Origin of the sequence: Streptomyces sennicomposti (genome assembly GCF_019890635.1) — a bacterium.
GTDB lineage: Bacteria > Actinomycetota > Actinomycetes > Streptomycetales > Streptomycetaceae > Streptomyces > Streptomyces sennicomposti.
The window spans coordinates 12,859-35,968 of record NZ_JAIOAB010000022.1 but is presented as its reverse complement, the minus strand read 5'-3'; the positions used below and the strand labels follow the sequence as shown (position 1 = coordinate 35,968).

11 protein-coding genes are annotated in these 23,110 nt (G+C 72.7%); 5 read left to right on the top strand and 6 right to left on the bottom strand.

Annotated features, from left to right (window positions below; genetic code table 11):
* Positions 1–528: 528 nt before the first annotated feature.
* The 5 genes from K7787_RS15000 to K7787_RS14980 all read left to right on the top strand — a co-directional run bounded on the left by K7787_RS15000 (position 529) and on the right by K7787_RS14980 (position 12,887).
* Positions 529–1,938, top strand: a complete 1,410-nt coding sequence (locus tag K7787_RS15000) for an acyltransferase domain-containing protein (protein ID WP_223001700.1) — start codon at positions 529–531, stop codon at positions 1,936–1,938.
* Between the two features lie 5 nt (positions 1,939–1,943).
* Complete coding sequence (locus K7787_RS32110; RefSeq protein ID WP_223001699.1) at positions 1,944–5,297, top strand: non-ribosomal peptide synthetase; 3,354 nt, start codon at positions 1,944–1,946, stop codon at positions 5,295–5,297.
* Complete coding sequence (locus K7787_RS14990; protein ID WP_223001698.1) at positions 5,290–7,848, top strand: type I polyketide synthase; 2,559 nt, start codon at positions 5,290–5,292, stop codon at positions 7,846–7,848. The genes K7787_RS32110 and K7787_RS14990 overlap by 8 nt, the downstream gene beginning before the upstream one ends.
* Before the next feature lie 22 nt (positions 7,849–7,870).
* Positions 7,871–11,110 carry an aminotransferase class III-fold pyridoxal phosphate-dependent enzyme gene (locus tag K7787_RS14985; protein WP_308036362.1) on the top strand — a complete coding sequence of 1,080 codons (3,240 nt, stop codon included), beginning with the start codon at positions 7,871–7,873 and terminating at the stop codon, positions 11,108–11,110.
* A gap of 64 nt (positions 11,111–11,174) precedes the next feature.
* Entirely contained in the window at positions 11,175–12,887 is a 1,713-nt protein-coding gene (locus tag K7787_RS14980) for a carbamoyltransferase N-terminal domain-containing protein (protein WP_223001696.1), read from the top strand.
* Between the two features lie 132 nt (positions 12,888–13,019).
* On the opposite strand, the gene K7787_RS14975 is transcribed toward K7787_RS14980, so the two are convergent.
* The 6 genes from K7787_RS14975 to K7787_RS14950 all read right to left on the bottom strand — a co-directional run bounded on the left by K7787_RS14975 (position 13,020) and on the right by K7787_RS14950 (position 23,091).
* Positions 13,020–16,352 (bottom strand): non-ribosomal peptide synthetase, encoded by a 3,333-nt coding sequence (locus K7787_RS14975; RefSeq protein WP_223001695.1) that lies wholly within the window; start codon positions 16,350–16,352, stop codon positions 13,020–13,022.
* Positions 16,353–16,397: 45 nt separating this feature from the next.
* Positions 16,398–17,357 (bottom strand): fatty acid desaturase family protein, encoded by a 960-nt coding sequence (locus K7787_RS14970; protein ID WP_019980153.1) that lies wholly within the window; start codon positions 17,355–17,357, stop codon positions 16,398–16,400.
* A 216-nt stretch (positions 17,358–17,573) separates the two neighbouring features.
* Positions 17,574–17,717, bottom strand: coding sequence for a hypothetical protein (locus K7787_RS14965; RefSeq protein ID WP_223001693.1), 144 nt, complete (start codon positions 17,715–17,717; stop codon positions 17,574–17,576).
* Positions 17,718–17,735: 18 nt separating this feature from the next.
* Positions 17,736–17,954: an MbtH family protein gene (locus tag K7787_RS14960; protein ID WP_009192366.1), complete on the bottom strand. Its 219-nt coding sequence runs from the start codon at positions 17,952–17,954 to the stop codon at positions 17,736–17,738.
* A gap of 249 nt (positions 17,955–18,203) precedes the next feature.
* Positions 18,204–19,172, bottom strand: coding sequence for a TauD/TfdA family dioxygenase (locus tag K7787_RS14955; protein WP_308036361.1), 969 nt, complete (start codon positions 19,170–19,172; stop codon positions 18,204–18,206).
* 133 nt (positions 19,173–19,305) lie between these two features.
* Positions 19,306–23,091, bottom strand: coding sequence for an amino acid adenylation domain-containing protein (locus K7787_RS14950; protein WP_223001692.1), 3,786 nt, complete (start codon positions 23,089–23,091; stop codon positions 19,306–19,308).
* Positions 23,092–23,110: the final 19 nt, after the last annotated feature.

Below are 23,110 nucleotides of genomic sequence, written 5' to 3'. Positions count from 1 at the left end.
GCCGTGACGCGACCGACGGCGCGCGCGGCTACGGGACGGAACGCGGATCCGCCGCTACTCCGGCGACCGGGTTCTGTGGTTCGATTCCTGGTGCCGGGTAAGTCGCATCGGCATCGGGAGACCGATACGGAAAACCCGTCCGGCAAGATCCTCGGTCAATGGCGCTTCGACCTCTTCTGGAAATCGGTGTCATTCCGTTCCAGCCCATTGGATGTCGTCGCGGGCTCGCGTGGCTGATTTTCTCCGGACTTGACAGATCGCTGGGAGTTCCTTCGTGCCCGGAATGCCGTACCACAATGTTCAGGTCATGCCGGATCCAGACGGTGATGCCTCGGCCGGAGGATATGTCCGAACGGTCGCCGCGTCGTCGGCGCGGCGACGGATGCATTCCTCCTGGGGCCCGCGACCGGATGACACCGCCGGTATCTCCCAGACCGTGCTGAGCGTCGGCGGCGCGCGGGACCTGGCGGGGCGGTCCCGGACCGTCGAGAGCGGCGCCCGGCCGGTGCCGCGGCGCGGGGGCACCTCGTGACGGCGGCCGGAACCCGGCCGCGGACCGGGTTCCTGTTCCCAGGACAGAGTTCTGAATACGTCGGCATGGGCGTCGAACTCCATCGCGCGCACCCGTTGTTCCGCGCGGGCATCGACCGGCACGCCGAACAGTTCCGCCGGCTCACCGGCGTCGGTCCGCTCGACGTGTTCGCCGACCCGGCCGCCCAGACCCGGGCCGAGCTGCTCCAGCCCGCGGTCTTTCTGCTGCAGGTCGCGTTGGCGGAGTTCTGGACCTCGTGCGGGGTGCCACCGGACGCGGTGGTCGGCCACAGCCTCGGCGAATACGCCGCCGCCTGCGTGGCGGGGGTGTTCGGCGTCGAGGAAGGGCTCGAACTCGTCAGCGCCCGCGGCCGGGCCTTCGCGGCCGTGCCCGGCGCCGGCCGGATGGTCGCCGTGGGCGGTCCCGACCCGGCGGAGCTGGAACACCTGGTCGGGGCACACGGCGGCGCGGCGTCGGTGGCCGCGTACAACGCCCCGGAGCGGATCGTGGTCTCGGGGACCGACACGGCGATGGGGGAGCTGGCGGCGGCGTTCGAGCGGCGGGGCTGGCTGACGATCCCGCTGGAGACCACCCACGCCTTCCACTCGACGCTGGTCGCCCCGGCCGTCCCGGCGCTGCTCGCGGCGGCGGGCCGGGTCCGGCACCGGACCCCGGCCGTGCCGCTGGCGCTGAACCTCACCGGCGGCTGGGCCGCGGACGGGGAGCCCGGCGCGGAGTACTGGGGCCGGCAGCTCACCTCACCGGTCAGGTTCGCGGCGGGAGTCCGGACGCTGAGGGACGGCGGCTGCACGGTCTTCGTGGAGGTGGGGTCCGGTCGAACGCTGACCACGGCCGGCCGGGCGCAGAGCGACGGGGGTGAGCTGTGGCTGGCGGGCCTGTCGCCCCGGACCCCGGATTCGGCGACGGTCCTGGAGCATCTGACTCGGTTGGAGGAGGCGGGGATTCCGGTCGACTGGGTGAGGTACCACGCGCCGTTCCGCGCGACGGGGCGGACGGCGGGCGACCGGCCGGGAGCGGATCGTCCGGCTCCGGCGCCGTCCACCGAGCTGCCGTTCCGGTTCGAGCGGATCGTGATCCACGAGCCGGCGAGCGCCGCGGGGTCCGGAGTCGCGGCGGTCCGGCACCGGGTGGGCGGGACGGCGCGAGAGGTGGTCGACGTCTCGGTCGTCGACGACGCCGGCCGGCCGGTCGTCGAGGTCTTCGGGCTCGAACTCGGGGCGCGGACCGGTGCGGAGGAGGCGGGCGGGCCGGACCGGTGCTCGCCCCAGGAGGCGGAGCGGCTGTTGGCCTCGCTCGACACGCTGACCGAGGACCAGTTGCACGCCCTGCTGCCTCTGTGGGCCGCCCCAGATGCTTCCACCCCCGTCGGATCGACCGAGGAGTGACACTCATGACTGACTACGACCTCCGGAAGAAGCTGGAGGCGGCGCTTCGGGCACGGGCCGGACAGTCGCGCACCGAGCATCCGCTCTCCTACGCGCAGAGCTCGATGCTGACGCTGCATCGGATGGACCCGGACAGCGCGTCCTACAACGTCGCCCTCACCGCCCGGTTCACCGGCGGATTCGACGCCGCCGCGTTCCACGGCGCCGTGCAGTCGCTGGTCGGGCGGCACGCGGCGCTGCGCACCACCTTCAGCCGGGTGGGCGGCGACGACCGGGACGGCACCGCCGGCCGGCAGACCGTCCACGGCTGGCTCGAACCCGATTTCGCCGAACTGGATGCCCGCCAGTGGACCGAGGAAGAACTTCGCGAGGCGGTGCGATCCGCCTACCGCGAGCCGTTCGACCTCGTGACCGGGCCTCCCCTTCGCGCCCGGGCCTACCTGGTGGCGCCTGGAGAAGCGGTCGTTCTGCTGGCCGCCCACCATGCGGTGTGCGACTTCTGGTCGCTCGGCACCATGCTGGCCGAACTCGAGCAGCTGTACGTCGCCGAGACCGAACGGCGCCCGGCGCGGCTGCCCGGGCGCAACAGTCCGTACAGCGACTTCGTCGCGTACCAGCGTGAGCTGATCGCCGGCGAACGGGGCGGCCGGGCCCGCACCTACTGGCACACCCAGCTCTCCGGTGACCTGGAACCGGCCGAATGGCCCCGGTTCGATCTGGACCCGGCGGACGCCGGTGGCGGCGGCTCGCTCATGTTCCCCATCCCCGCGGAACTCGCCGCCGACGTGTTCGCGCTGGCCAAGGCGGAAGCGGTCACGCCCTACGTCGTACTCCTGACGGCCTTCCAGGTCCTCGTCGGCCGCTACACCGGCCGGCGTGACGTGCTCGTCGGGAGCCCGTTCGCCGGCCGCACCGACCCGGAGCTGGCCGAATGCGTCGGGAACTTCGTCAACTCCGTCGTGCTGCGCGCGGACCTGAGCGACGCGGTCTCGTTCCGCGAGCAGCTCGGCCGGACGCGCCGCACCGTCGCCGAGGCGTTCGAGCACCAGGACTATCCGTTCGAGCTGCTCGTCAGCGAGCTGGCGCCGCGCCGGGTGGACGGCCGCAACCCGATCTTCCAGGCGATGTTCATCTACCAGAAGTCCGGTCGGCATCCGGCGCACGCCGCTCTCCACACGGCCGAGGAGGGCGCGGCCCCGGTCGCCTGGGGCGGACTGTCCGCGGCGCCGTTCCCGCTGGCCAAGCAGGACGACCAGCTCGAACTCACGCTGGAGGTCGTCCACGACGGCGACCGGCTCGTCGGACTGCTCAAGTACCGCAAGTCCGTCTTCTCCGCGGCCGCGGCCGGCCGGGCCGCCGAGCACTACGCGACGCTGCTGCGGGCCGCGGTCGCCGACCCGGACCGCAGTGTGGCGGATCTGCCGGTGTTGGCCGACGCCGGGCACGGCGTCGACCGGCACCCCGCGCCGGTGTCCGTCGCGCCGGAGGACAGCTTGGCGGCCCGCTTCCGGCGGGCCGCGGAGCAGCACGCCGATCGAACGGCGGTGCGCTGCGACGGAGACCGGCTCACGTACGCCGAGCTCGACGAGCTGGCCGGGCGCTGGACGGCCCGGCTGCGGGCCGAGGGCGTGGGGCCGGGCAGCCGGGTCGCCCTCCTGCTGGAGCCCTCCCTCGACACGGTGGCCGCGATCGTCGCGGTCCAGCGGGCCCGGGCGGCCTACGTGGTCCTGGACCCGTCCGATCCCGCGGCATGGTCCCGGACGGTGCTCGACGACAGCGGAGCGCGCGTGGTGCTCACCCAGCCGGACCTGGCCGGTCTGCTGGACGGCGCCGCGGTGCCGGTCCTGGTCATGCCGGAGACCGAGCTGCCACCGGCCGGCGAGCCCGGCGATCTGCCGCGAGCCGGCGACGTGGCCCACACCGTCTACACCCCCGGCTCGACCGGGACGCCCCAGGGGTTCGACGTCGAGCACGGCGACGTCCTGACGCTGCTGGAGTCGATGCGTGCGCACGTCGCCGTCGACGAGACCGCGGTCGGGGCGTTCTTCCACCCGGCCGGTTCCGAGCTGTCGCTGTGGGGCACCTTGCTGGCCGGGGCGTGCCTGGTCGTCGTGCCGTCGGGGGCGGCCCGAACGCCTGACCTCCTGCACACGCTGCTCGTCGAGGAACGGGTCACCCACCTCGTACAGACCCCCGCCGCCCTGGACGGCCTGTCCGCCGCGGTCCGGCGGACCGGGGCCCGGCAGCCGTCGCTCAGGCACGTCTTCTCGTCGGGCGGCCCCCTGCCCGCGCCCCTCGCCCGGACCGTCCGCGAGTGGTGCGGGACGCTGTGGAACACGTACGGCCCGGCCGAGACCACGGTCTGGGCCACCGCGCAGCCCGTCGGGCCCGAAGACTGCGCGGGAACCAACGTGCCGGTCGGGCTCCCGCTGGCGAACGCCCGGGTGTACGTCCTCGACGAGCGCGGGCGGCCCGTGCCGCCGGAGTTCACCGGCGAACTGCACATCGGCGGACAGTGCGTCGGCCGGGGTCCCGTCGTCCCGTCGCAGCCGACGGAGGAACGCTTCCTCGACAGCCCGCTCGATCCGCAGGGCCGGCTGTACCGCACCGGCGATCTGGCACGCGTCGACGCCCGGGGGCGACTGGAGATCCTGGGACGTGCCGACGACCAGGTGACGATCAGTGGGTTCCGGGTCGGACTGGAAGGCGTGGAGGCCCGACTGGACGAGGTGCCCGGTGTCGGCAGGTCGACGGCATTGGTCGTCGGCGCGGGCGCCGACGACAGCCGCCTCGTCGCCTGCGTGATTCCCGAGCCGGGGCGCAACCTGACGGAAAGCGCCCTGAGGGAGGAGTTGCGTGCCACGCTGCCGCCTCATCTGGTGCCCACCGCGATCGGGTTCTTCGACGCGTTCCCGCTCGACGCCGGTCAGAAGGTCGACCGCGCGCGACTGGCCGAGCAGTTCGCGAGCATGGCCGCTCGAACCGGCGTCGCCGTGGCGCCGAGCGACCACGAGCGCCGGGTGGCGGCCGTCTGGCAGCAGGTGCTGCAACGCCAGGACATCGGCCGCGAGGACAACTTCTTCGATCTCGGCGGCAACTCCATGCTGCTGCTGCAGGTCTACGAACTGCTCGACGGCGACACCGCGGACCCGCCGTTGAAGGGGTCCGAGATGTTCCGCTATCCGACCGTGGCCACTTTGGCCGCGCGCCTCGGCGGGGCCGGCGCCGCGTCCGCCGCCACCGGCGGAGGCGGGGGCCGCGACCGGGACCGGACATCCAGCCGACGCAGCCGGCTGGCGGACGACACGGTCCGCGGCGCGCGCCTGCGGGCCCGGGAACGGGGAGGCAGGAATGCCTGACGCCGACGAGAGCGACGTGACGGTCCGGCCGAACGACGTGGCCGTGATCGGGATGTGCGGCCGGTTTCCCGGCGCCCCCGACCTGGACGCCTTCTGGAACCGGCTGCGGGCCGGGGACGACATGCTGACCACCTACACCGACGACGAACTCGTCGCGGCCGGTGTGCCCGAGCGGGTGCTCCGGGATCCGCACTACGTCCGCCGAGCGGCCACCCTGCCCGACGCCTTCGACTTCGACCCCGAGTTCTTCGGCTATACCCGGCGCGAGGCGAAGCTGATCGATCCTCAGCAGCGGCTCATGCTGGAGGTCGCGTGGGAACTGCTCGACACCATCGGCTACTCCGGCGGGGCCGACGATCAGGCGGTCGGGGTGTTCGCCGGCGCGGCGATGAACACGTATCTGACGAACGTCGTGGCCCGGTCCTGCGACCTGCTGACCTACGACGGCATCGAGGTCATGGTCGCCAACGACAAGGACTATCTGACCACGCGGATCTCCTACAAGCTGGGCCTGACGGGGCCGAGCGTCAACGTGCAGACCGCCTGTTCGACATCGCTGGTCGCGGTGCACGTGGCCGCGCAGAGCCTGATCGCGGGGGAATGCGACATCGCGCTGGCCGGCGGCGTCTCGGTGATCGCCAACGCGTATCCGGGCTATGTGCACGGCGAGGGGATGATGTTCTCCCCGGACGGCCGGTGCCGTCCCTTCGACGCGGACGCCGTCGGCACCACGTTCGGCGACGGCGTCGGCCTGGTGGCCCTGAAGCGGCTGGCCGAGGCGATCGAGGACGGCGACCGGGTCCTGGCCGTGCTGAAGGGCTCGGCGATCAACAACGACGGGTCCGGCAAGATCGGCTACACCGCCCCGAGCGTCGAAGGGCAGCGGGCGGTGATCAGCGAGGCGCACGCGGTCGCCGGGGTGGACAGCGACACCATCACCTACGTCGAGGCGCACGGGACCGCGACCGCACTGGGCGACCCCATCGAGTTCACCGCTCTCAGCGAGGCCTTCGTCGGCGGCGGCGCCCGGCCCGGGCAGTGCGCGCTGGGCTCGTGCAAGGCGAACGTCGGGCACCTGGCCGCCGCCGCCGGGATCACCGGGTTCATCAAGACGGTGCTGGCCCTGTGGCACCGCGAGATACCCGGCCACCCGACCTTCACCCGGCCCAACCCCCGGATCGAGCTGGGCGGCAGCCCGTTCCACATCAATACGCGGCCCCTGGCCTGGCAGCCGGGCCCGACCCCGCGGCGGGCCGCGGTCAGCTCGTTCGGCATCGGCGGCACCAATGCGCACGTCGTGCTGGAGGAGGCGCCACCGCTGCCCGCGCGGCCGACGCCGGACGCCGGTCCGCGGCTGCTCGCGGTGAGCGCCAGGAGCGACCGGGCGCTGCGCGACCTGGCCGGCCGGCTGGCCGACGCGCTGGCGCGGCCGGACGCCCCCGACCTCGCCGACGCCGAGTACACGCTGCGGGTCGGCCGGCGCGGGTTCGCGCATCGCCGCGCGGTCGTCGCGGACGACCACGCCACCGCCGTGGCCGGACTGCGGGCGGTCGCCGCGGGGGACGCGGCCGCGCCGACGGCGGAGACCGCCCCGGCCGTGTCGTTCCTGTTCGGCGAGGTCCCGGTCGAGGACTTCCGGGTGCTCGCCGAGCGGGTGCCGGCCGTGGCCGACATCGCGCGGCGGTCCGCCGACAACGCCCCGATCAGCGCGCAGAGTCCGCCGGCCGCGCGGGTGACCGCCGCACTGGCGCTCGCGACGCTGTGGGCCGAATCCGGCGCACGGCCCGACGCGGTCGGCGGCGCGGGTGCCGGTGAAGTCCTCGCGGCCTGCTTCAGCGGCGTCCTCGACGAGACCGAGGCGCTGGCCCTGCTGTCCTGGCGGGCCGGGCTGCTCGACGGCCCGCCGCAGGTGCGCCCGCGGGTCCCGCGCGTCCCGGTCCTGTCGGCCGTCGTGGGCGGCGAGCTGCCCGAGCCGCGAGCCCTCGACCCGCTGCACTGGACCCGGGACGTGTGGGAGGGCGGCCGGCTCGCCGAGGCCTTCGGGGGCCGGACCGCGGACGGGGCGACGGTGGTCGCCATCGGAACGACGGCCGAACCGCTGCCGGGGGACTGCGGCCCGGACGGCGGCTCTGCGGCGTCGCCGGTGGCGAGGCTGCTCCACGACGCGGCCCGGCTGTGGAGCGCGGGTGTGCCGGTGGACTGGTCGGACTGGTCCGGCCGGGAGCCCCGCCGGGTCCCGCTGCCGGCGCATCCGCTGTACCGCAGCAGGCTGCGGCTGGACGAACCGGACCAGGCGCCGCCGACGGCCCCCGTCGGCCCGCCGCGCGGCGAGGAGCTGAAGCGGCTGCTGGCGAAGCTGTGGACCGAGGTGCTGCGCACCGAGGTCGACCGCTACGACCTGAGCATCTTCGACATCGACGACGACTCCGTGCTCGCCGTGCGGCTCGCCCGCCGGATCGGGACGGAACTCGGCGTCCACCTGCCGACGATCGATCTGCTGAAGAACCCGACGATCGACCGCCTCGCGGCGCACCTGTCCCGGGTCGGCTGACGTGAACCACGAGGAGAACACCGTGGAGCCACTGCTCCCAGAGGTCGTCGCGATGGTCGGCGGCTACTTCGACATCCGGCCGGACGCGCTGGACCTGGGCGTCTCGTTCGCCGAACTCGGCGCGGACTCGATGGCGCTGCTCGGCATGCTGCGGCTGGTCGAGGAACGCTTCGGCCGCAAGGTCTCGCTCCGGCAATTGCTGGGCGACATACGGACGCCTGCCGCGCTGGCGGCGCACCTGGCGGCGAACACGCCGGCCAGGACGCCGCCGGAGGCCGCGGCGGCCCCGGCCACCGCAGCCGTGATCGCCGCGGCCGTCGACGTGCCGCAGCCCCTCGCACCCGCGCCGCTGACGCCGGCTTCGGCCGGCGCCGCGCCGTCGCCCGGAACCACGACGCCCGTCGAGCGGCTGATCACCGAACAGCTCGCCGTCATGCGCAGCCAGCTCGCACTGCTGGCGGGCGGCGCCGCCTCGGGCGCCGGACCGGCCGCCGTCGCACCGGCGCCCGCCGCCCGTCCGGCGGGACGGCCGGCCTCATCGCGGCCGGCCGCCCCGCTCGCACCCGGTGCGCGCGGCGGAGCCGGCCTCGTGGAGTCGCGGGAACGCGCCCGGTATCTCAAGGTCCTGGCCGAGCGGTTCGGCAGCAGGACGAAGGGCTCGAAGGAGTTCGCCCAGCGGTTCCGCCCGCTGATCGCCGACAGCCGCTCGTCCATCGGCTTCCGGCCGACGACCAAGGAGATGCTGTACCCGATCGTCGCCGACCGCGGGCAAGGCGCGCGGCTGTGGGACATCGACGGCAACGAGTACGTCGACCTCACCCTGGGCTGGGGCGTCCATCTCCTCGGGCACAACCCGCCCGCCGTCATGGCGGCCCTGCGCGAGCGGCTGGACCTCGGCTTCGTCATCGCCTCGCGCACCGAGGTGGTCGAGGAGGTCGCCGCCGGCCTGATCGAACTCACCGGCATGGAGCGGGTCGCCTTCCTGAACACCGGCACCGAAGCGGTCATGACCGCCCTGCGCATCGCCCGCACCGCGACCGGCCGCGACGACGTCGTGGTCTTCTCCACCGCCTACCACGGACACGCGGACAGCGTGCTCGCCGCGGCCTCCGCCGAGAACGGCGTGCGGATCACCCGGCCGATCACCTCGGGCATCCCGGCACGCGCGGTGGAGAACGTGCACGTGCTCGAATTCGGTTCGGAGGACGCGCTGGAGTTCATCGACCGGCACGGTCCGCGGCTCGCCGCGGTGATGACCGAGCCGGTGACCCTGCGCACCCCCGGGGTGCAGAACCCCAAGTTCCTGCGCCGGGTCCGGGAGATCACCCGGCGGCACGGCACGAAGCTGATCTTCGACGAGATGGTGACCGGCTTCCGCTGCCACCCGGCCGGTGTCCAGGGGCTCTACGGCATCGAGGCCGACCTGGCCACGTACGGCAAGATCATCGGCGGCGGCATGCCGATCGGCGTGATCGCCGGCCGGGGCGGGATCATGGACACGATCGACGGCGGCGTGTGGCACTTCGGCGACGACTCCCGCCCGACCGCGGAGTCCACCTTCTTCGCCGGCACGTTCAGCCAGCATCCGATGACCATGGTGGCGGCCCGGGCGGTTCTGGACCACCTTCGCCGTGAGGGCCCGGCCCTGCAGCGGGACCTCGATCGCAAGACCGAGGTGTTCGTCGACCGGCTGAACGCCGACTTCCACGAGCTCGACGTGCCGATCGAGGTCCGCCGGTTCTCGTCGTTCTTCCGGTTCGAGCACGAACAGAACATGGACCCCCTCTACCTCAACCTGCTCGACCGCGGCGTGTTCGTCTGGGAGCTGCGCAACTTCTTCCTGTCCACGGCGCACGAGCAGGCCGATCTCGACCACGTCCGGGCAGCGGTCCGCGACTCCATCACCGAGCTGAGGGAGCACGGTGTGCTCGGCCCCGGCCGGGCGGCCCCGGCCGGGGCCGTGATGGCGCCGCCCGCGCCGCGCAGCACCCTCGCGCAGCGGCAGCAGGCGGCACTGGACGAGGGCGGCGTGCCGGCGTACCAGATGTCCGTCGGCTTCTGGCTGGACGGTCGGCTGGACCCGGACGCGCTGCGCGGCGCCGTGCGGGGCCTGGTCGCGCGGCACGAGGCCTTGCGGACCACGCTCGCCGCCGACGGCGTCACTCTCGTCGTGCATCCCGCCGCGGAGACGGCGCTGGACGAGGTCCTGACCGAACACGTCTGCCCGGACGACGACGACCTCGACCGGTTCCGGCAGTCCTGGGCCGAGCAGCGGCTCGACCTCGCGGCCGGGCCGGTGTTCCGCGCCGCGATCGTGCGGACCGCTCCGGAGCGGCATCTGCTGCTGATCTCCGGGGCGCACGCCGCGGTGGACGGCTGGTCGTTCGGCGTCCTGGTCGGCGACCTCGTCGCGCTGTACAACGCCGGCTGTCAGGATGTCAGGCCCCTGCTGCCGCCCGCGGCGCAGTTCCGGGACTACATCGCGTGGCACGAGCGGGTCGTCGGCGGCCCCGACGCCGCCGAGCACCGGGACCACTGGCGCACCCTGCTCCAGGGCGCGGCGGCTCCGAAGCTACCCGAGTCCGGAACGTCCGGGCCCTTCCCCCACCGGGCGGTGCGGCACAGCCTCCGGCTCGACTCCGAGTTCTGCGACCGGATGCGCGACACCGCCCGGGAGCAGGGCGCGACGGCGTTCGCCTACCTGGTCGCGGCCTGGGGCGCCGTGCTGCACCAGGCGACGGGCCAGGACGACATCGTCGTCCCGGTCCTGACCGCCCGCCGCCCGCCGGAGCTGGACCAGGTGGTCGGGTACTGCTCGAACCTGCTGCCGCTGCGTCTGCGCCGGACGGCGGACGTCCTGGCCGCGGACTACGTGGCCGACGTCATGGAACACCTCGTGACCGGGCTCGAGAGCCAGGACCACCCCTTCGCCGACCTGATCGGGGAACTCGCGCCCGGCGCCGGCCTGCGCGCCGACCTGCTCGCGACGTCCATCTCGTTCTACCGCCGCGTGGCGGCGCCCCCGATGGACGGGCTCACGGTGTCGGAGGCCGACCCGCTGCCGATCACTCACACCGGCCACCCCCTGGCGCTGAACATCGTCGAGGGCGCGGACGGCTTCCGGTGCGACTTCGAGATCGCGCGGGACGTCGTCGCCCCCGATCTCGCCGCCGGCATCGCGCGCCGCTACCAGAACCTGCTCACCGGCCTGGTCGCGCACGGCGAGCGCCCACTGGCCCAGCTGGACCGGCCCGCTCCATGACGACCTCTGAGCACCACCTCGGACACGACCACATCAGCCTCGGACACACGGGAGCCGCAAGATCATGATCACGGCAGGCCTGAAACTCACGCAGAGCGGCGGCATCGCGATCCTCGACGAGGACCGTCTGGTGTTCAACGTCGAGATGCAGAAGATCGCCAACGGCGCCCGCTACAGCAACGTCGACGAACTCGACGACCTGGTCGGCGTCATGGACAAGTTCGGCCTCAAGGTCGGCGACGTCGGCACCTGGGCGTTGGACGGCTGGGACGGCGCCGCGGGCGGCCACGTCGAGGTGCTCGCCGGCGGCATCCGGACCGAGGTCCTGGTCGCCCCCTACCGGGAGACCGAGCTGGTGCCCGACCCGGGGCTGCCGGGCCACCGCGGCCGGATCGAGATCGGCGGCCAGGCGCTGGACTACGACAGCTACGTCCACGTCGCCGGCCACCTGGCCTCGGCCTACTGCACCAGCCCGTTCGCGCGCCGCGGCGAGCCGTCGATGGTGCTGGTCTGGGACGGCGGCTGCTTCCCGCGACTGTACTGCGTGGACGCCGACGGCCGGATCGAGCCCGGCGGCGAGGCGTTCCCGCTCATCGGCCACACCTACGCGATGACCTCGCAGTACTGGGGCCCGTTCAAGCGGCAGAACAAGTCGAAGAACGTCGACGACCTCTCCGTGGCCGGGAAGATGATGGCGTACATCGCCCTGGGCACCCCGCAGGAGCGGATCAAGCAGGTCTTCCGCGAGGAGTTCTCCGAGTTCTTCGACGCCGACTCGCCGCGGGTGCGGGAGTACCGGCGGGCCATCATCGGGTGCGGCAGCACCGGTGAGCCGTCGCACGCCTACGTGCACCAGTTCCTCTCCGCCGTGCAGGCCCGCACCGCCGCGCTCGGGGTCTGCGACGAGGACGTTCTGGCCAGCGTCCACACGTTCCTAGAGGAACTGCTGATCGACCGGGTGACCAAGAAGATCCAGGCGTGGAAGGGCGGCGGCGCCTGGAACCTGTGCTTCGCCGGCGGCTGCGCGCTGAACATCAAGTGGAACAGCGCCCTGCGCTCCCACCCGACGATCAAGGCCATGTGGGTGCCGCCGTTCCCGGACGACTCCGGCGTCGCCATCGGCACGGCCTGCCTGGCCGCGGCCGGCGGCTCCGGGCTGCGGCCGATCCAGTGGGGCACCCGGCTGGGCCCGGCTCTCGAACGGACGCCGGACGTGCCGCGCGGCTGGAGCACGTCGCCCTGCACCCCGGAGGAACTGGCCCAGATCCTGCACACCACAGGCCAGCCCGCGGTCGTGCTCGACGGCCGCGCTGAACTGGGACCCCGCGCGCTCGGCGGACGCAGCATCATCGCATCGGCGGTCGAGACGTCGATGAAGAGGCTCCTGAACGACGTGAAGAGCCGGGAGCACTACCGGCCGGTCGCGCCCATCTGCCTGGAAGAGCACGCCCCGACCGTCTTCGCCCCGGGCACGCCGGACCCGTACATGCTGTTCGAACACCGGGTCCGTCCCGAGTGGATCGACCGCGTCCCGGCCGTCATGCACCTGGACGGCACCGCACGGCTCCAGACCGTCAACGCGTCCGACGACCCGAACCTGCACGCCATCCTGCGCGAGTACCACAAGTGCAGCGGCATCCCGGTGCTGTGCAACACGAGCGCGAACTACAACGGCCGCAGCTTCTTCCCCGACGTGGCGTCGGCGATCGAGTGGGGCCAGCTCGACCTGGTGTGGAGCGAGGGCGTCCTGTACCGGCGGGAGGACTCGGCGTACTGAGACGAACGCCAATCGCCCCGGGTCCTGACGGAGACGTCAGGACCCGGGGCGATTGCGTTGATCGCTGCTCCCCGTCAGCACCCCGGCGAATCGCCGGATCTCACGGCCGAAAGGCCCGGCGGGAGCACCGGATCAAGCGGGCGCCGACGCGGCGAGGTCGACGCGGCGGGCCAGCTCCTCCACCGTCGTCGCCTCGAACAGGGTGATCAGCGGCAGGTCCACGCCGAAGGCTCGGCGCAGTGCGAACAGGACCCACAGCGCCGGCAGGCTGTCTCCGCCGAGCTGGAAGAAGTCGTCCTCGGCGGTGACCACGTCGGCCCCCAGCGCCTCCGCCCAGATCCGCGCCACGCGCTCCTGGGTGGCGGTGGCGAACCCGGCGGCCGGCCGCTCGACCGCATCCGCCGCGGGCGCCGGAGCGGGCAGAGCCTTGCGGTCGTGCTTGCCGTTCGCGTTCAGCGGCATCCGTTCGAGCAGCGTGATGGTGGACGGCACCATGTAGTACGGCAGTTGGGTGCGCAGGTACTGCAGGAGGGCGACCGGGTCGGGGCTGCGTCCCGCTCGCGGCTCGACATAGCCGGCCAGGCGCCGCTCACCCAGGGCGTCCTCCCGGACGATCACGGCGGCGTCCTGGGCGTCCGGGTGCAGGCCGAGCACCGACTCGACCTCCTCCAGCTCGATGCGGAAGCCGCGCAGCTTGACCTGCCGGTCCACCCGGCCCAGCACCTCCACGTCACCCGTGGGAAGCATCCGCGCCAGGTCGCCGGTGTTGTACAGGCGGGCTCCCGGCCTTGGCGAGAAGGGGTGGGCGAGGAACCGCTCGGCGGTGAGTTCGGGGCGCCCCACGTAGCCGCGGGCCAGGGCCAGGCCGCCGACGTAGAGGGTGCCGTTGACTCCGAGGGGCACCGGCTGGAGCCGGTCGTCGAGCACGTAGAACTGGGTGTTGGGCAGCGGGCGTCCGATCGGCACCGGCTCCTCGTCGGCGCGCTCGGGCATCGCAGTCTCGAACAGGCTGCTGTCCACGGTGGATTCGGTGACGCCGTACGAGTTGACCAGACGGGTGCGGGGAGGACACAGCTTCGCCAGGTTCCAGTAGTCCTGCATGAACCAGATGTCCGCGCCGACGGCCAGCACCTTGAAGTTGTCCAGCATCCGCCCCTGCTCGGCCACATAGGAGCTGAGCCGGCGGATGACGACCGGGACGAGGTCGGCGAAGTCGATCCGCTCCCGCTGGAGCAGCGTGTACAGCCGGGCCGGATCCAGCAGCGCCTCACGGTGGCAGAGCACCAGTGTGCCGCCGGAGCACAGCGCGCGGACCATGTCGCCGGTGAACACGTCGAAGGCGATGTTCGCGGCCTGGAGGTGCCGGCGCACCACCGTGCCCAGGCCGTAGACCCGCTCCCAGGAGCGGAAGGCGCTCATCAGGGCGCCATGGGTGAGCATCGCCCCCTTGGCCCGGCCGGTGGAGCCCGAGGTGTACACGAGGAACGCCAGGTTGTCCGCGTCCGGTTCGGCGTGCCGCGCCGGCGGGACGGCGGCCGGCTCGTCCCGCGCCGCGACGGCGCCCTCGGCGAGCCAGTCGTCGACGTAGCCGACGCTCATCCCTTCGGCGAGCCCGGGTACCGAGGCCACCACGTCGTGGCGGGTCAGGAGCAGGCGTACGGAGGCGTCCGCGAGCATGTAGCGCAGGCGGTCCTCCGGGTGGGCCGGATCGAGCGGCACGTACGCGCCGCCCGCCTTGAGGACGCCGAGCAGGGCCGCCACCGAGTCGGGGCAGCGCGGCGCGCAGAGCCCGACCCGGGACTCCGGGCCGACGCCGAGCGCGCGCAGCCGGGCGGCGATGATCCCGGCCCGCCGGTCGAGTTCGCGGTAGCTGACCCGGTCCTCGCCGTCCACCACCGCCACGGCGTCGGGGGTGGCGCGGACGTGCTCCTCGAACAGGTAGTGCACACATGTGTCCGGGGCGACCTCGACGGAGACCAGGTTGTCCCGGTTAAGGATCTCGGTCCGCTCCGGCTCCGAGAGCAGCGGCAGCAGGGACAGCGGCAGACCGGAGTCCGTCACGGCGCCGAGCAGCAGCCGTTCGAAGTGGGCGGCCATCCGCTCGATGGTGGCGTCGGCGAACAGGTCGACGTTGAACTCCCATGCGCAGCGCAGCCGGTCGCCCTCGTCGACGACGTGCAGGCTCAGGTCGTACAGCGCCGTGGTCCGGCCCTCGCCGCTGAACGGGCCGACGCGCGGCCCCGCCGGGTCCGGCGTGGGCCGGGGGGCGTCGTGCAGCGACAGCATCGTCTGGAACAGCGGCGCGCGGCTGAGATCGCGGTCCGGCCGCACCTCCTCGACCACGCGCGCGAAGGGAACGTCCTGGTGGGCGAAGTCGGCGAGGCACGCCCGCCGGGTACGGACGAGCAGTTCGCGGAACGTCGGGTCGCCCGCCAGGTCCGTGCGCAGGGCCAGGGTGTTCGCCAGGGGGCCGACGAGCGGCTCGGTCTCCGGCCGGTCACGGCCGGCCACGGACGTGCCCACCACGATGTCGTCCTGGCCCGAGTAGCGGTGCAGGAGGGCCGCGTATCCGGCGAGCAGCGTCATGAACAGGGTGGCGTCCGCGGCTCCGCCCAGCTCCCGCAGCCCGGCGGTCACCTCGGCGGACAGGGCGAAGGACCGGGTCCGGCCCGCGTACGTCCGCACGGTCGGCCGTGGACGGTCGGTCGGCAACCGCAGACTGGGCAGCTCACCGCTGAACCGCTCACGCCAGTGCGCCGGTCCGTGCGCCACCCGGTCCGCCGCACCGCCCGCGAACCGCTCGCGCTGCCAGTGGGCGTAGTCGGCGTACTGGACGGCGAGCGGCGGCAGCGGATCGGCGCCGCCGGTGCGGAAGGCGTCGTACAGACGGCGGAACTCGTCCGTCAGCACCGTCATCGACCGGTCGTCGGCGACGATGCGGTGCAGGGTGATCAGTGCGACGGTTTCCCGCTCGGCGAGCGCCACCAGCGTCACCCTGAGCAGCGGGCCCCGGCCGAGGTCGAACGGCGCCCGCGCGTCCTGCGCCGCGAGCCGCCGTGCCTGCTCCTCGGCGTCGTCCGCGCCGCGCAGGTCGACGACCCGGGGCTCCCAGACGTGGGTGTCCGCCGGGGCGACGGTCTGCGTCGGCTCGCCGTCGACCGAGGGGAAGGCGGTCCGCAGGGTCTCGTGCCGCCGCACCAGGGCCTGGCAGGCCCGTACCGCCGTGTCCAGGTCGACCGGCCCCGACAACCGCAGCGCGTACGGCAGGTTGTACGCCGCGTTCCCGGGGCCGAGCCGGTCCAGGAACCACAGGCGCTGCTGTGCGAAGGACAAGGGGGCGGCCGCGCCCGCCGGACGTGCGGTGATCCCGGCCGGCGCCGCCGCGGTGCGTTCCTCGAGCACCCGCGTGCGCGGGGCGTTCCGGGCGGGGGACTGCTCGCGCAGCCGCTCGGAGGTGTCGCTCATGCCGTCCTGCCTTCGTGAGTGCGTCCCATGGATGCCCGGATGGCGCTATTCGGCACGGGCGCCGTCCTGTGCGCGGGCCCTGCGGCCGTTGGCGGCGGCCTCCTTGGCGATGGCGCGGAAGAACTGCGGATAGCTGGGGGAGGTGTGCTTCGCGTACGACAGTGTCAGGTCGTGGCGCTCGCGGAGCTGGTTGATCGGGACGACCATGGCCGCGTGGTGCTCGATGTGCAGGTTGTTGCCGTTGGTGTACCAGGTGCTGAACCAACTGCCGGTAATGGAGCGGGTGTTGGCCAGTACGTCGGTGCTGGAGTTGTCGCACATGATGTGCTCGGGCAGTTCGACGAGGAAGTGCAGGGGCACCGCGACCAGCAGGGGCAACAGCCACACCCACAGCACCAGTTCGCCCTGGCCGAGCACGGCGAGCGCGACGGCCGCGAGGATCGGCAGGACGAACAGCCGGTACTCGGCCACTACTTCACGCTTGCGGGCCGGTGCTATCTGGCCGGAGTCGTACGTCCAGGAACCGGTCCAGGCGCGCGCGATGTCCGCGATCGCGCCGCCCAGCCGGCCGAAGGCCAGGGCCTCGCGGACCAGCGCCCTCCAGGTGACGGGCTGACGCGAGTCGAAGCCGAAGAACTCCGAGTCCTGGTCGGTGCCCAGATAGCGGTGGTGCTGCAGATGCAGGACGCGGTAATGGCTGTACGAGACCAGCATGGGCACGCCCAGCGGGAGGCCGGCGATCCGGTGCCAGCGGGCGCGCCGGAATGCCGAGTGGTGCAGGCACTGGTGCTGTAGTTCCAGCCAGTGCGCGTACATCGCGCCGATCAATACGACGCCCAGCACCCGCAGCGGCCACAGCCCGGTCGACAGCGCGAGCGCCACGCCGAGTGCCCAAAGGGCGTACGCGACGCAGAGTTTGAGGATGAACGTCCGTTCGTCGACGGCGTTCACCTTGGCCCGTCGGAACAGGCCCGGTGGCGACGCCGTGCTTGCGTCGGAAGTCATGTTCGGAACCTTCCCCTGTGGCAGCCTCCCGCGAGATCGCTGCGGCAGCCGGGCAGGCATCAGCGACTTCGTGTGGATGAGGCACGAAGTTGTGGAAGTGGCGCCCTTCGGCCCCCGAGGAACGGGGGAGGGCGGGTGGATGAAGAAGGGTCGAGTGATCCGCGTCTGGTGATCCGCCCGCGCGGCACGGCGGGGCAACGCGACAGGGCGTCGGATCTACCCGCGGCGGACGGCGGAAAGGGAATGGCCGCCGATATTCAGGAATTCGGCGTCGACGCTGACGCTCGTATGGGCCGAGAGGGTCCGCACGCTACCGCCCGGCAGCGTGTCCATGGGGGTGCGGAACTCGTTGTCCGTCACCCCGTACCTCATACCGCTCTACCGCGGTTCATCGCCCATCGCCCTGATCAGACTGGCCGGCCTCATGTCCGTCCAGTGCGCGGAAACGTATTCCAGGCAGTTCTTGCGGGTTTCCTGGCCGTACACCACCCTCCAGCCGGCCGGTACCGCGCTGAAGGCGGGCCACAGCGAATGCTGGTTCTCGTCGTTCACCAGAACCAGACATGCGCCTTCGTCATCGTCGAACGGATTTGCCACGGATTCTCCTGATGAATCGATCAAACGGCCGTCAGCGTAACAGTGACGATAATCAGCCGTCACCGTTGCGGCGGCTGAATGACCGGCCTCGTATCGGGCATGTCTCGCCGGCGAGACACCGGCGTCGGTTTCATGGGATGTCGCTGTTCCTGATCGCCGCGGAAAGAAGGCAGGCGGCGATGGCGGCGCGGCGGACCGCTGCCTGCCGCGCCGCCGCCCAGGTGTCCGCGCCGGCGGCTAGAACCGGGCTCAGCTCACGGCAGGCACGGCCTCGCCGGTCATGTCGCCGAGCGCCACCACGATCTTCCGCGGCCCGGTGAAGGGACTGCGTGAGTGCGCGACCAGCATGTTGTCGATGACGAGGACGTCACCCTCCTGCCAGGAGAAGGCGACCGACTCCCGGTCCATCAGGTCGCGGACCTCGTCCACCAGGGCGTCGTCGATGACAGTGCCGTCGCCCCAGAAGACGTTGCGCGGCATTCCCTGATCGCCGCAGATCTCCAGCAGCGAGGAGCGCGTCTCCGGGTCGAGCGACGACGGGTGGTGCAGCGCCAGCTGGTTGAAGAACACGGCCTCGCCGGTCGTCGGGTGGCGCAGCACCGCCTCGGCCTGACGCGAGGTCCGCAGGCCTCCGTCCGGCGTCCACTCGAAACTCGTCCCCTCCGCGGCGCATTTGCGCTCGACCTCGGCCGGATCGTCGGTGCCGAAGAAGCGCGACCAGCTGACGTCGACGCCGTCGATGAAGTTACGGACGTAACGGAGCTTCTTGGTGGCGAAGAGTTCGGCCAGCTCCGGACGCATCCGGGCGATGACCGTCCGGCAGTCGACGATCGGCGTCTGTCCACCGGACTGCGGGGCCACGACGCACGAGAAGAACTGCCGCATCGGCCACCGCGGCAGATGCGAACTCTCGTTGTGGAACAGGATCGAGAGGTCTTCCGGATACGGCGTCGACTTGTATACGCGGGCCGACTCGCCCTCTCGCGGAAGGTCCCCGTATTCAGGGAAAAGGGTGCCGCAGATCGCCGAGGCGGCCTGCTCGAACTTCTCCACCGAACCGCCGTGGAACCCCCGGAGCAGGACCGCGCCGTGCCGCAGCAGCCGGGCTTCGAGCTCCTCCCGGTTCGCGCGCAGCCAGCCGGGCAGGTCGACGCCGGGACCGGTGGGCGTGATGAGGACGGGGGTCGTCGGCGACTTCGGCAGGAAGCCGATGTTCACCGGCTCTCCGCCGGGCCTCCGCACCTGCCGCCGAGTCGCGCCCAGAAGGGAGCGCGGCCCCGGTGTCCTGGAAGTCGCTTCGTTCATGTCCTGGTCCTCGTCTCCTCGGCGGTGAACCCGGCCGTGCTCCGTGTCATGCGTCGATCTCCCCTCGGATCAGCTCGGCGAGTTCCTCCACCGCGGGCTGTCGCATGATGCCGTGGTGGGTCGTGGCCACCGAGGCGAAGCCGAGCCCGGGCCCGACCACCGATCCCCAGCCCCACGTACGGTCCGGATCCCGCGGCTCGTCGGCCGGCTCGGCGCGCACCAGCAGCACCGGGAAGTCGGCTCGGCCGAGTTCGGCCCGCTCCTGCACGAAGCAGCGGTCCAGAGCGGTCATGTTGGTCATGTAGACGTCCAGCAGGTTCCGCAGCTCCGCCTCACCGGAGTCGGGAGGCAGCCGCCCGACGTCCTGCATGGCCTTGAGCAGTTCCCGATGACCGAGCAGCCCGAGCGGCCCCTCGGGCAGGTCCAGCTGGTAGTGGAAGGCGAAGCGGCGCAGGAGATGGTCGGCGGGCTGCCGCGCCAGGGCGCTCTCCGCGTCACCGGGGACGCCGCAGTTGACGATGATCAGCCGCGCCACCTCGCGCCCGGAACGGCGCAGCGCCTGGGCCGTGGCGTAGGCCATGATGCCGCCGAAGCACCAGCCGATGATCACGGGAGCGGCATCGCCGACGGCCGCGATGTTCGCCGCGTACTCCTCGGCCATGGCGGCGAAATCGTCCTGCGCCGGCCGGCCGTGCAGCCCCCAGGCCTCGATGCCGTAGACCGACCGGTCCGCCGGTATCAGCCGGGCCAGCTCCCAGTAGCTGAGCGTGTTGCCGCCACCGGGGTGGACGCAGAAGACCGGGGCCTCCTCACCCGCTCCGCGGGCGGCGCGCAGCGGGACCAGGTTGGAGTCCTGGACGTCGCTTTTGCGCACCAGCTCCGCCATCGCCGCGACGGTCGGGGCGCTGAACACCGCGGACATCGGCAGGCGCAGGCCGAAGGCGTTGTTGATCTGCGCCATGAGCTTGATCGCACGCAGCGACTGCCCCCCGAACTCGAAGAAGTCCGCGTCGGGGGAGGAGATGTCCTGGTCGAGGATCGAGGACCAGATCGCCAGCAGACGCTGTTCCACCGAGTCGCGCGGCCGGCCGGCCCGGGCCTTCGGCGGCGCGATCGGGGCGAGGGCGCGGCGGTCGAGCTTGCCGTTGCGGGTCAGCGGGAACCGCTCCAGCACCTGCCACCCGGTCGGCACCAGGGCGGCCGGGAGATGCGGAACCACGGCTGCCCGCACGTCCTCGACGGAGATGTCCACTTCGCCGGCGGCACTGAGATAGGCGTCCAGGTGCGTGACGAGTCCGTCGGCGTCCGCGCGCGCCACGACCGCCGCCGCGCCGACGCCGGGCCGGTCCGCCAGCAGCGTCTCGATCTCGCCGAGCTGTACGCGGTATCCGCGCAGCTTCACCTGGTCGTCGATCCGGCCGAGGATCTCGACGCCGTTGCCGGGCACCAGGCGGCCGAGGTCACCGGTCCGGTGGGCGTCCGCGGTGTCCGCCGTACCGAAGCCCGACCCGCCTTCGCGCAACCGCGCGAGGTAGCCGAGGCCCACGCCGGGCCCGCTGATCAGCACCTCACCGGGGCACCAGGGCGGCAGCGCGGCGCCCCCCGCGTCGACCACCGTCAGGACGTTCGCCCCGAGGCCGGAGCCCACCGGGACCGAGGAACAGCGTTCGTCGATCGAGGCGTCCGGTGGAAGGCACGCGGCGCCGACCGTCGACTCGGTCGGGCCGTAGTGGTTGTACACACGCAAGGACGGCGCGATCTCCCGCAGCCGCTCGTACAACGGACGCGGCAGCAGTTCGCCGCCGAGCACGAGCACCTCGCTCGGCAGCAGCGCGAGCGGATCGGCAGCCTCGGCCAGCAGCGCGGAGAGATGCGAGGGGACCAGCTTCATCGCGGCCGCGGGGTTCCCCCGGAACCACTCGGTGAGAGCCGCGGGGCTCGTGGCGGTCTCGGTGGGGACGAGCTGGACGCAGCCACCGCCGGCCAGGGTCGGGAAGAGGGCCGTGTAGGCCAGGTCGGCGGCGAGGGTGGAGACCGCCGCGAACTCGGCGCCCTCGGACAGGGCGAGCGTCTCGCCGATCGCCGAGGCGTAGTGCGACAGCTGTTCGTGCCCGATGACGACGCCCTTGGGAACCCCCGAGGTGCCCGACGTGAAGATCACATAGGCGGCGCCCGTGGCCGCCGCGCCGGAAGTCACCGCGCGCCCCGGGTCGACGACCGAGTCGGCCGTGCACACGCCGCGGACGGAGGCCTGGTGATCGGCCCGCGGATCGGGGGTGAGCAGCAGCGCGGGGTCGGCCTCCCGCAGGATCGTCTCGATCCGCTGCCGCGGCCACGTGGGGTCCAGGGGGACGAACGCCGCGCCGGCGAGCCACACGCCGAGCATCGCGACGACCGTCTCCGCCGAGGCGGGAACGAACAGCGCGACCCGCTGCCCGGCCCGCACGCCGTGCTCGCGCAGCAGGTGCGCCACCGCGTCCGCGCCCTGCGCCGCGTCCCGGTAGGACACGACGGTCTCGCCGCAGCGCAGCGCGGGCCGCGCGGGCGTGCGCTGCGCCTGCGCGAGGAAGCGGTCGAGCACCGAGGCGTACGACGCACGGGGCCCGGCCTCGGCGTGCGGCGCGTCCGGCGCGGTGAGGCGCAGGGCGCCGACGGCGCGCTCCGTGCCACCGGACAGCAGATCGGCCAGCTGATGTCCGAACGCCTCCGCGACGAGGTCCAAGTCCGCCCGGGCGACGCGGCCCGCACCGCCGACGAAGGTCAGGCGCAGGCTCCGCGGCCCGCGCACGCAGTCCAGGTGCAGCGCGCCAGGAGCTTCGCGGACGGACGCACCGGCCGAGAGTTCCTCGGCCCACCGGTCCGGACGGTGCCGGTACGAGAGCGGGCCGCCGTCCGCCGCACGGTGCGCGGAGGCCGCCATCCCCGGGTCGATCCGGTTCTCGATCGCCGCCACCGAGCGGAGCGCGTCCTGCGAGGCCCGGAGCGCGTCGGCGACCGGGGTGTCCGCGCCGATCTCCAGCCGCACCGGTACCGGACGCTCCAACAGGCCGAGCACGTTCTCCAGGCCTTCCGTGGACCGGCCGTCGGCCAGCACCAGCACCTGGTCGTCGGCGTCGCGGCAGTACCGGCCGTACAGCGAGCGCCAGAGCGCCAGCAGCACCGCCGCCTCGCTCACACCGCACCGTGCGGTGAGGTCGTCCAGCCGGTCCAGCGCCGGTCCCTCGACGACGGCCGAGGCGCTCACCGGTCCGGCGGCCGGGTCCCGGAGGGCGACGGGAGTGAGGAAGGGCAGCGCCGAGGACGGCTTCGACGACGGCCGCGCCGCCTCGTCGGCCACCGGCGCCTGGGCCGACTCGTCCAGCACCTCACCGAGCCAGGCGGCGACGTCGGCGTACTGCAGCACCGTCTCCCCGGCCGCGGCGCCCGCGTCCTCCAGCAGCAGGCCGACGAGCCGGGTCCAGGAAGCGTCGTCGACGCTGAGCCGCGGCAGGGTGAGAACCAGCCGCGTGCCGTCCGGACCGAGTTCGTGCTCGACGGTCAGCGCGCCGGCACGGAAGACGGTGCGATCCGCTCCCGGCCGCTCGATGGCGACCGGGCCCACCGGGTCCACGACCTGGACCGGCGTGGCCAGCCCCGCGAACTCGGCGTACCGCGTCCGCAGGCTCTCGTGCGTCGCGACCGCCGTCGCGATCCGGGCCTCCAGGTCCGGCACCGGAATCCGGGTGGCGGAGCGGACGGTGCGCACCGCCGTGCTCCGGACCTCGCCCGACCGGGCGAGCTGTTGCGGGGAGAGCTGATAGCCCTCCTCCTGCCAGGTGTCGACGCTCGTCATGATGTCTGCTCCTGAATGG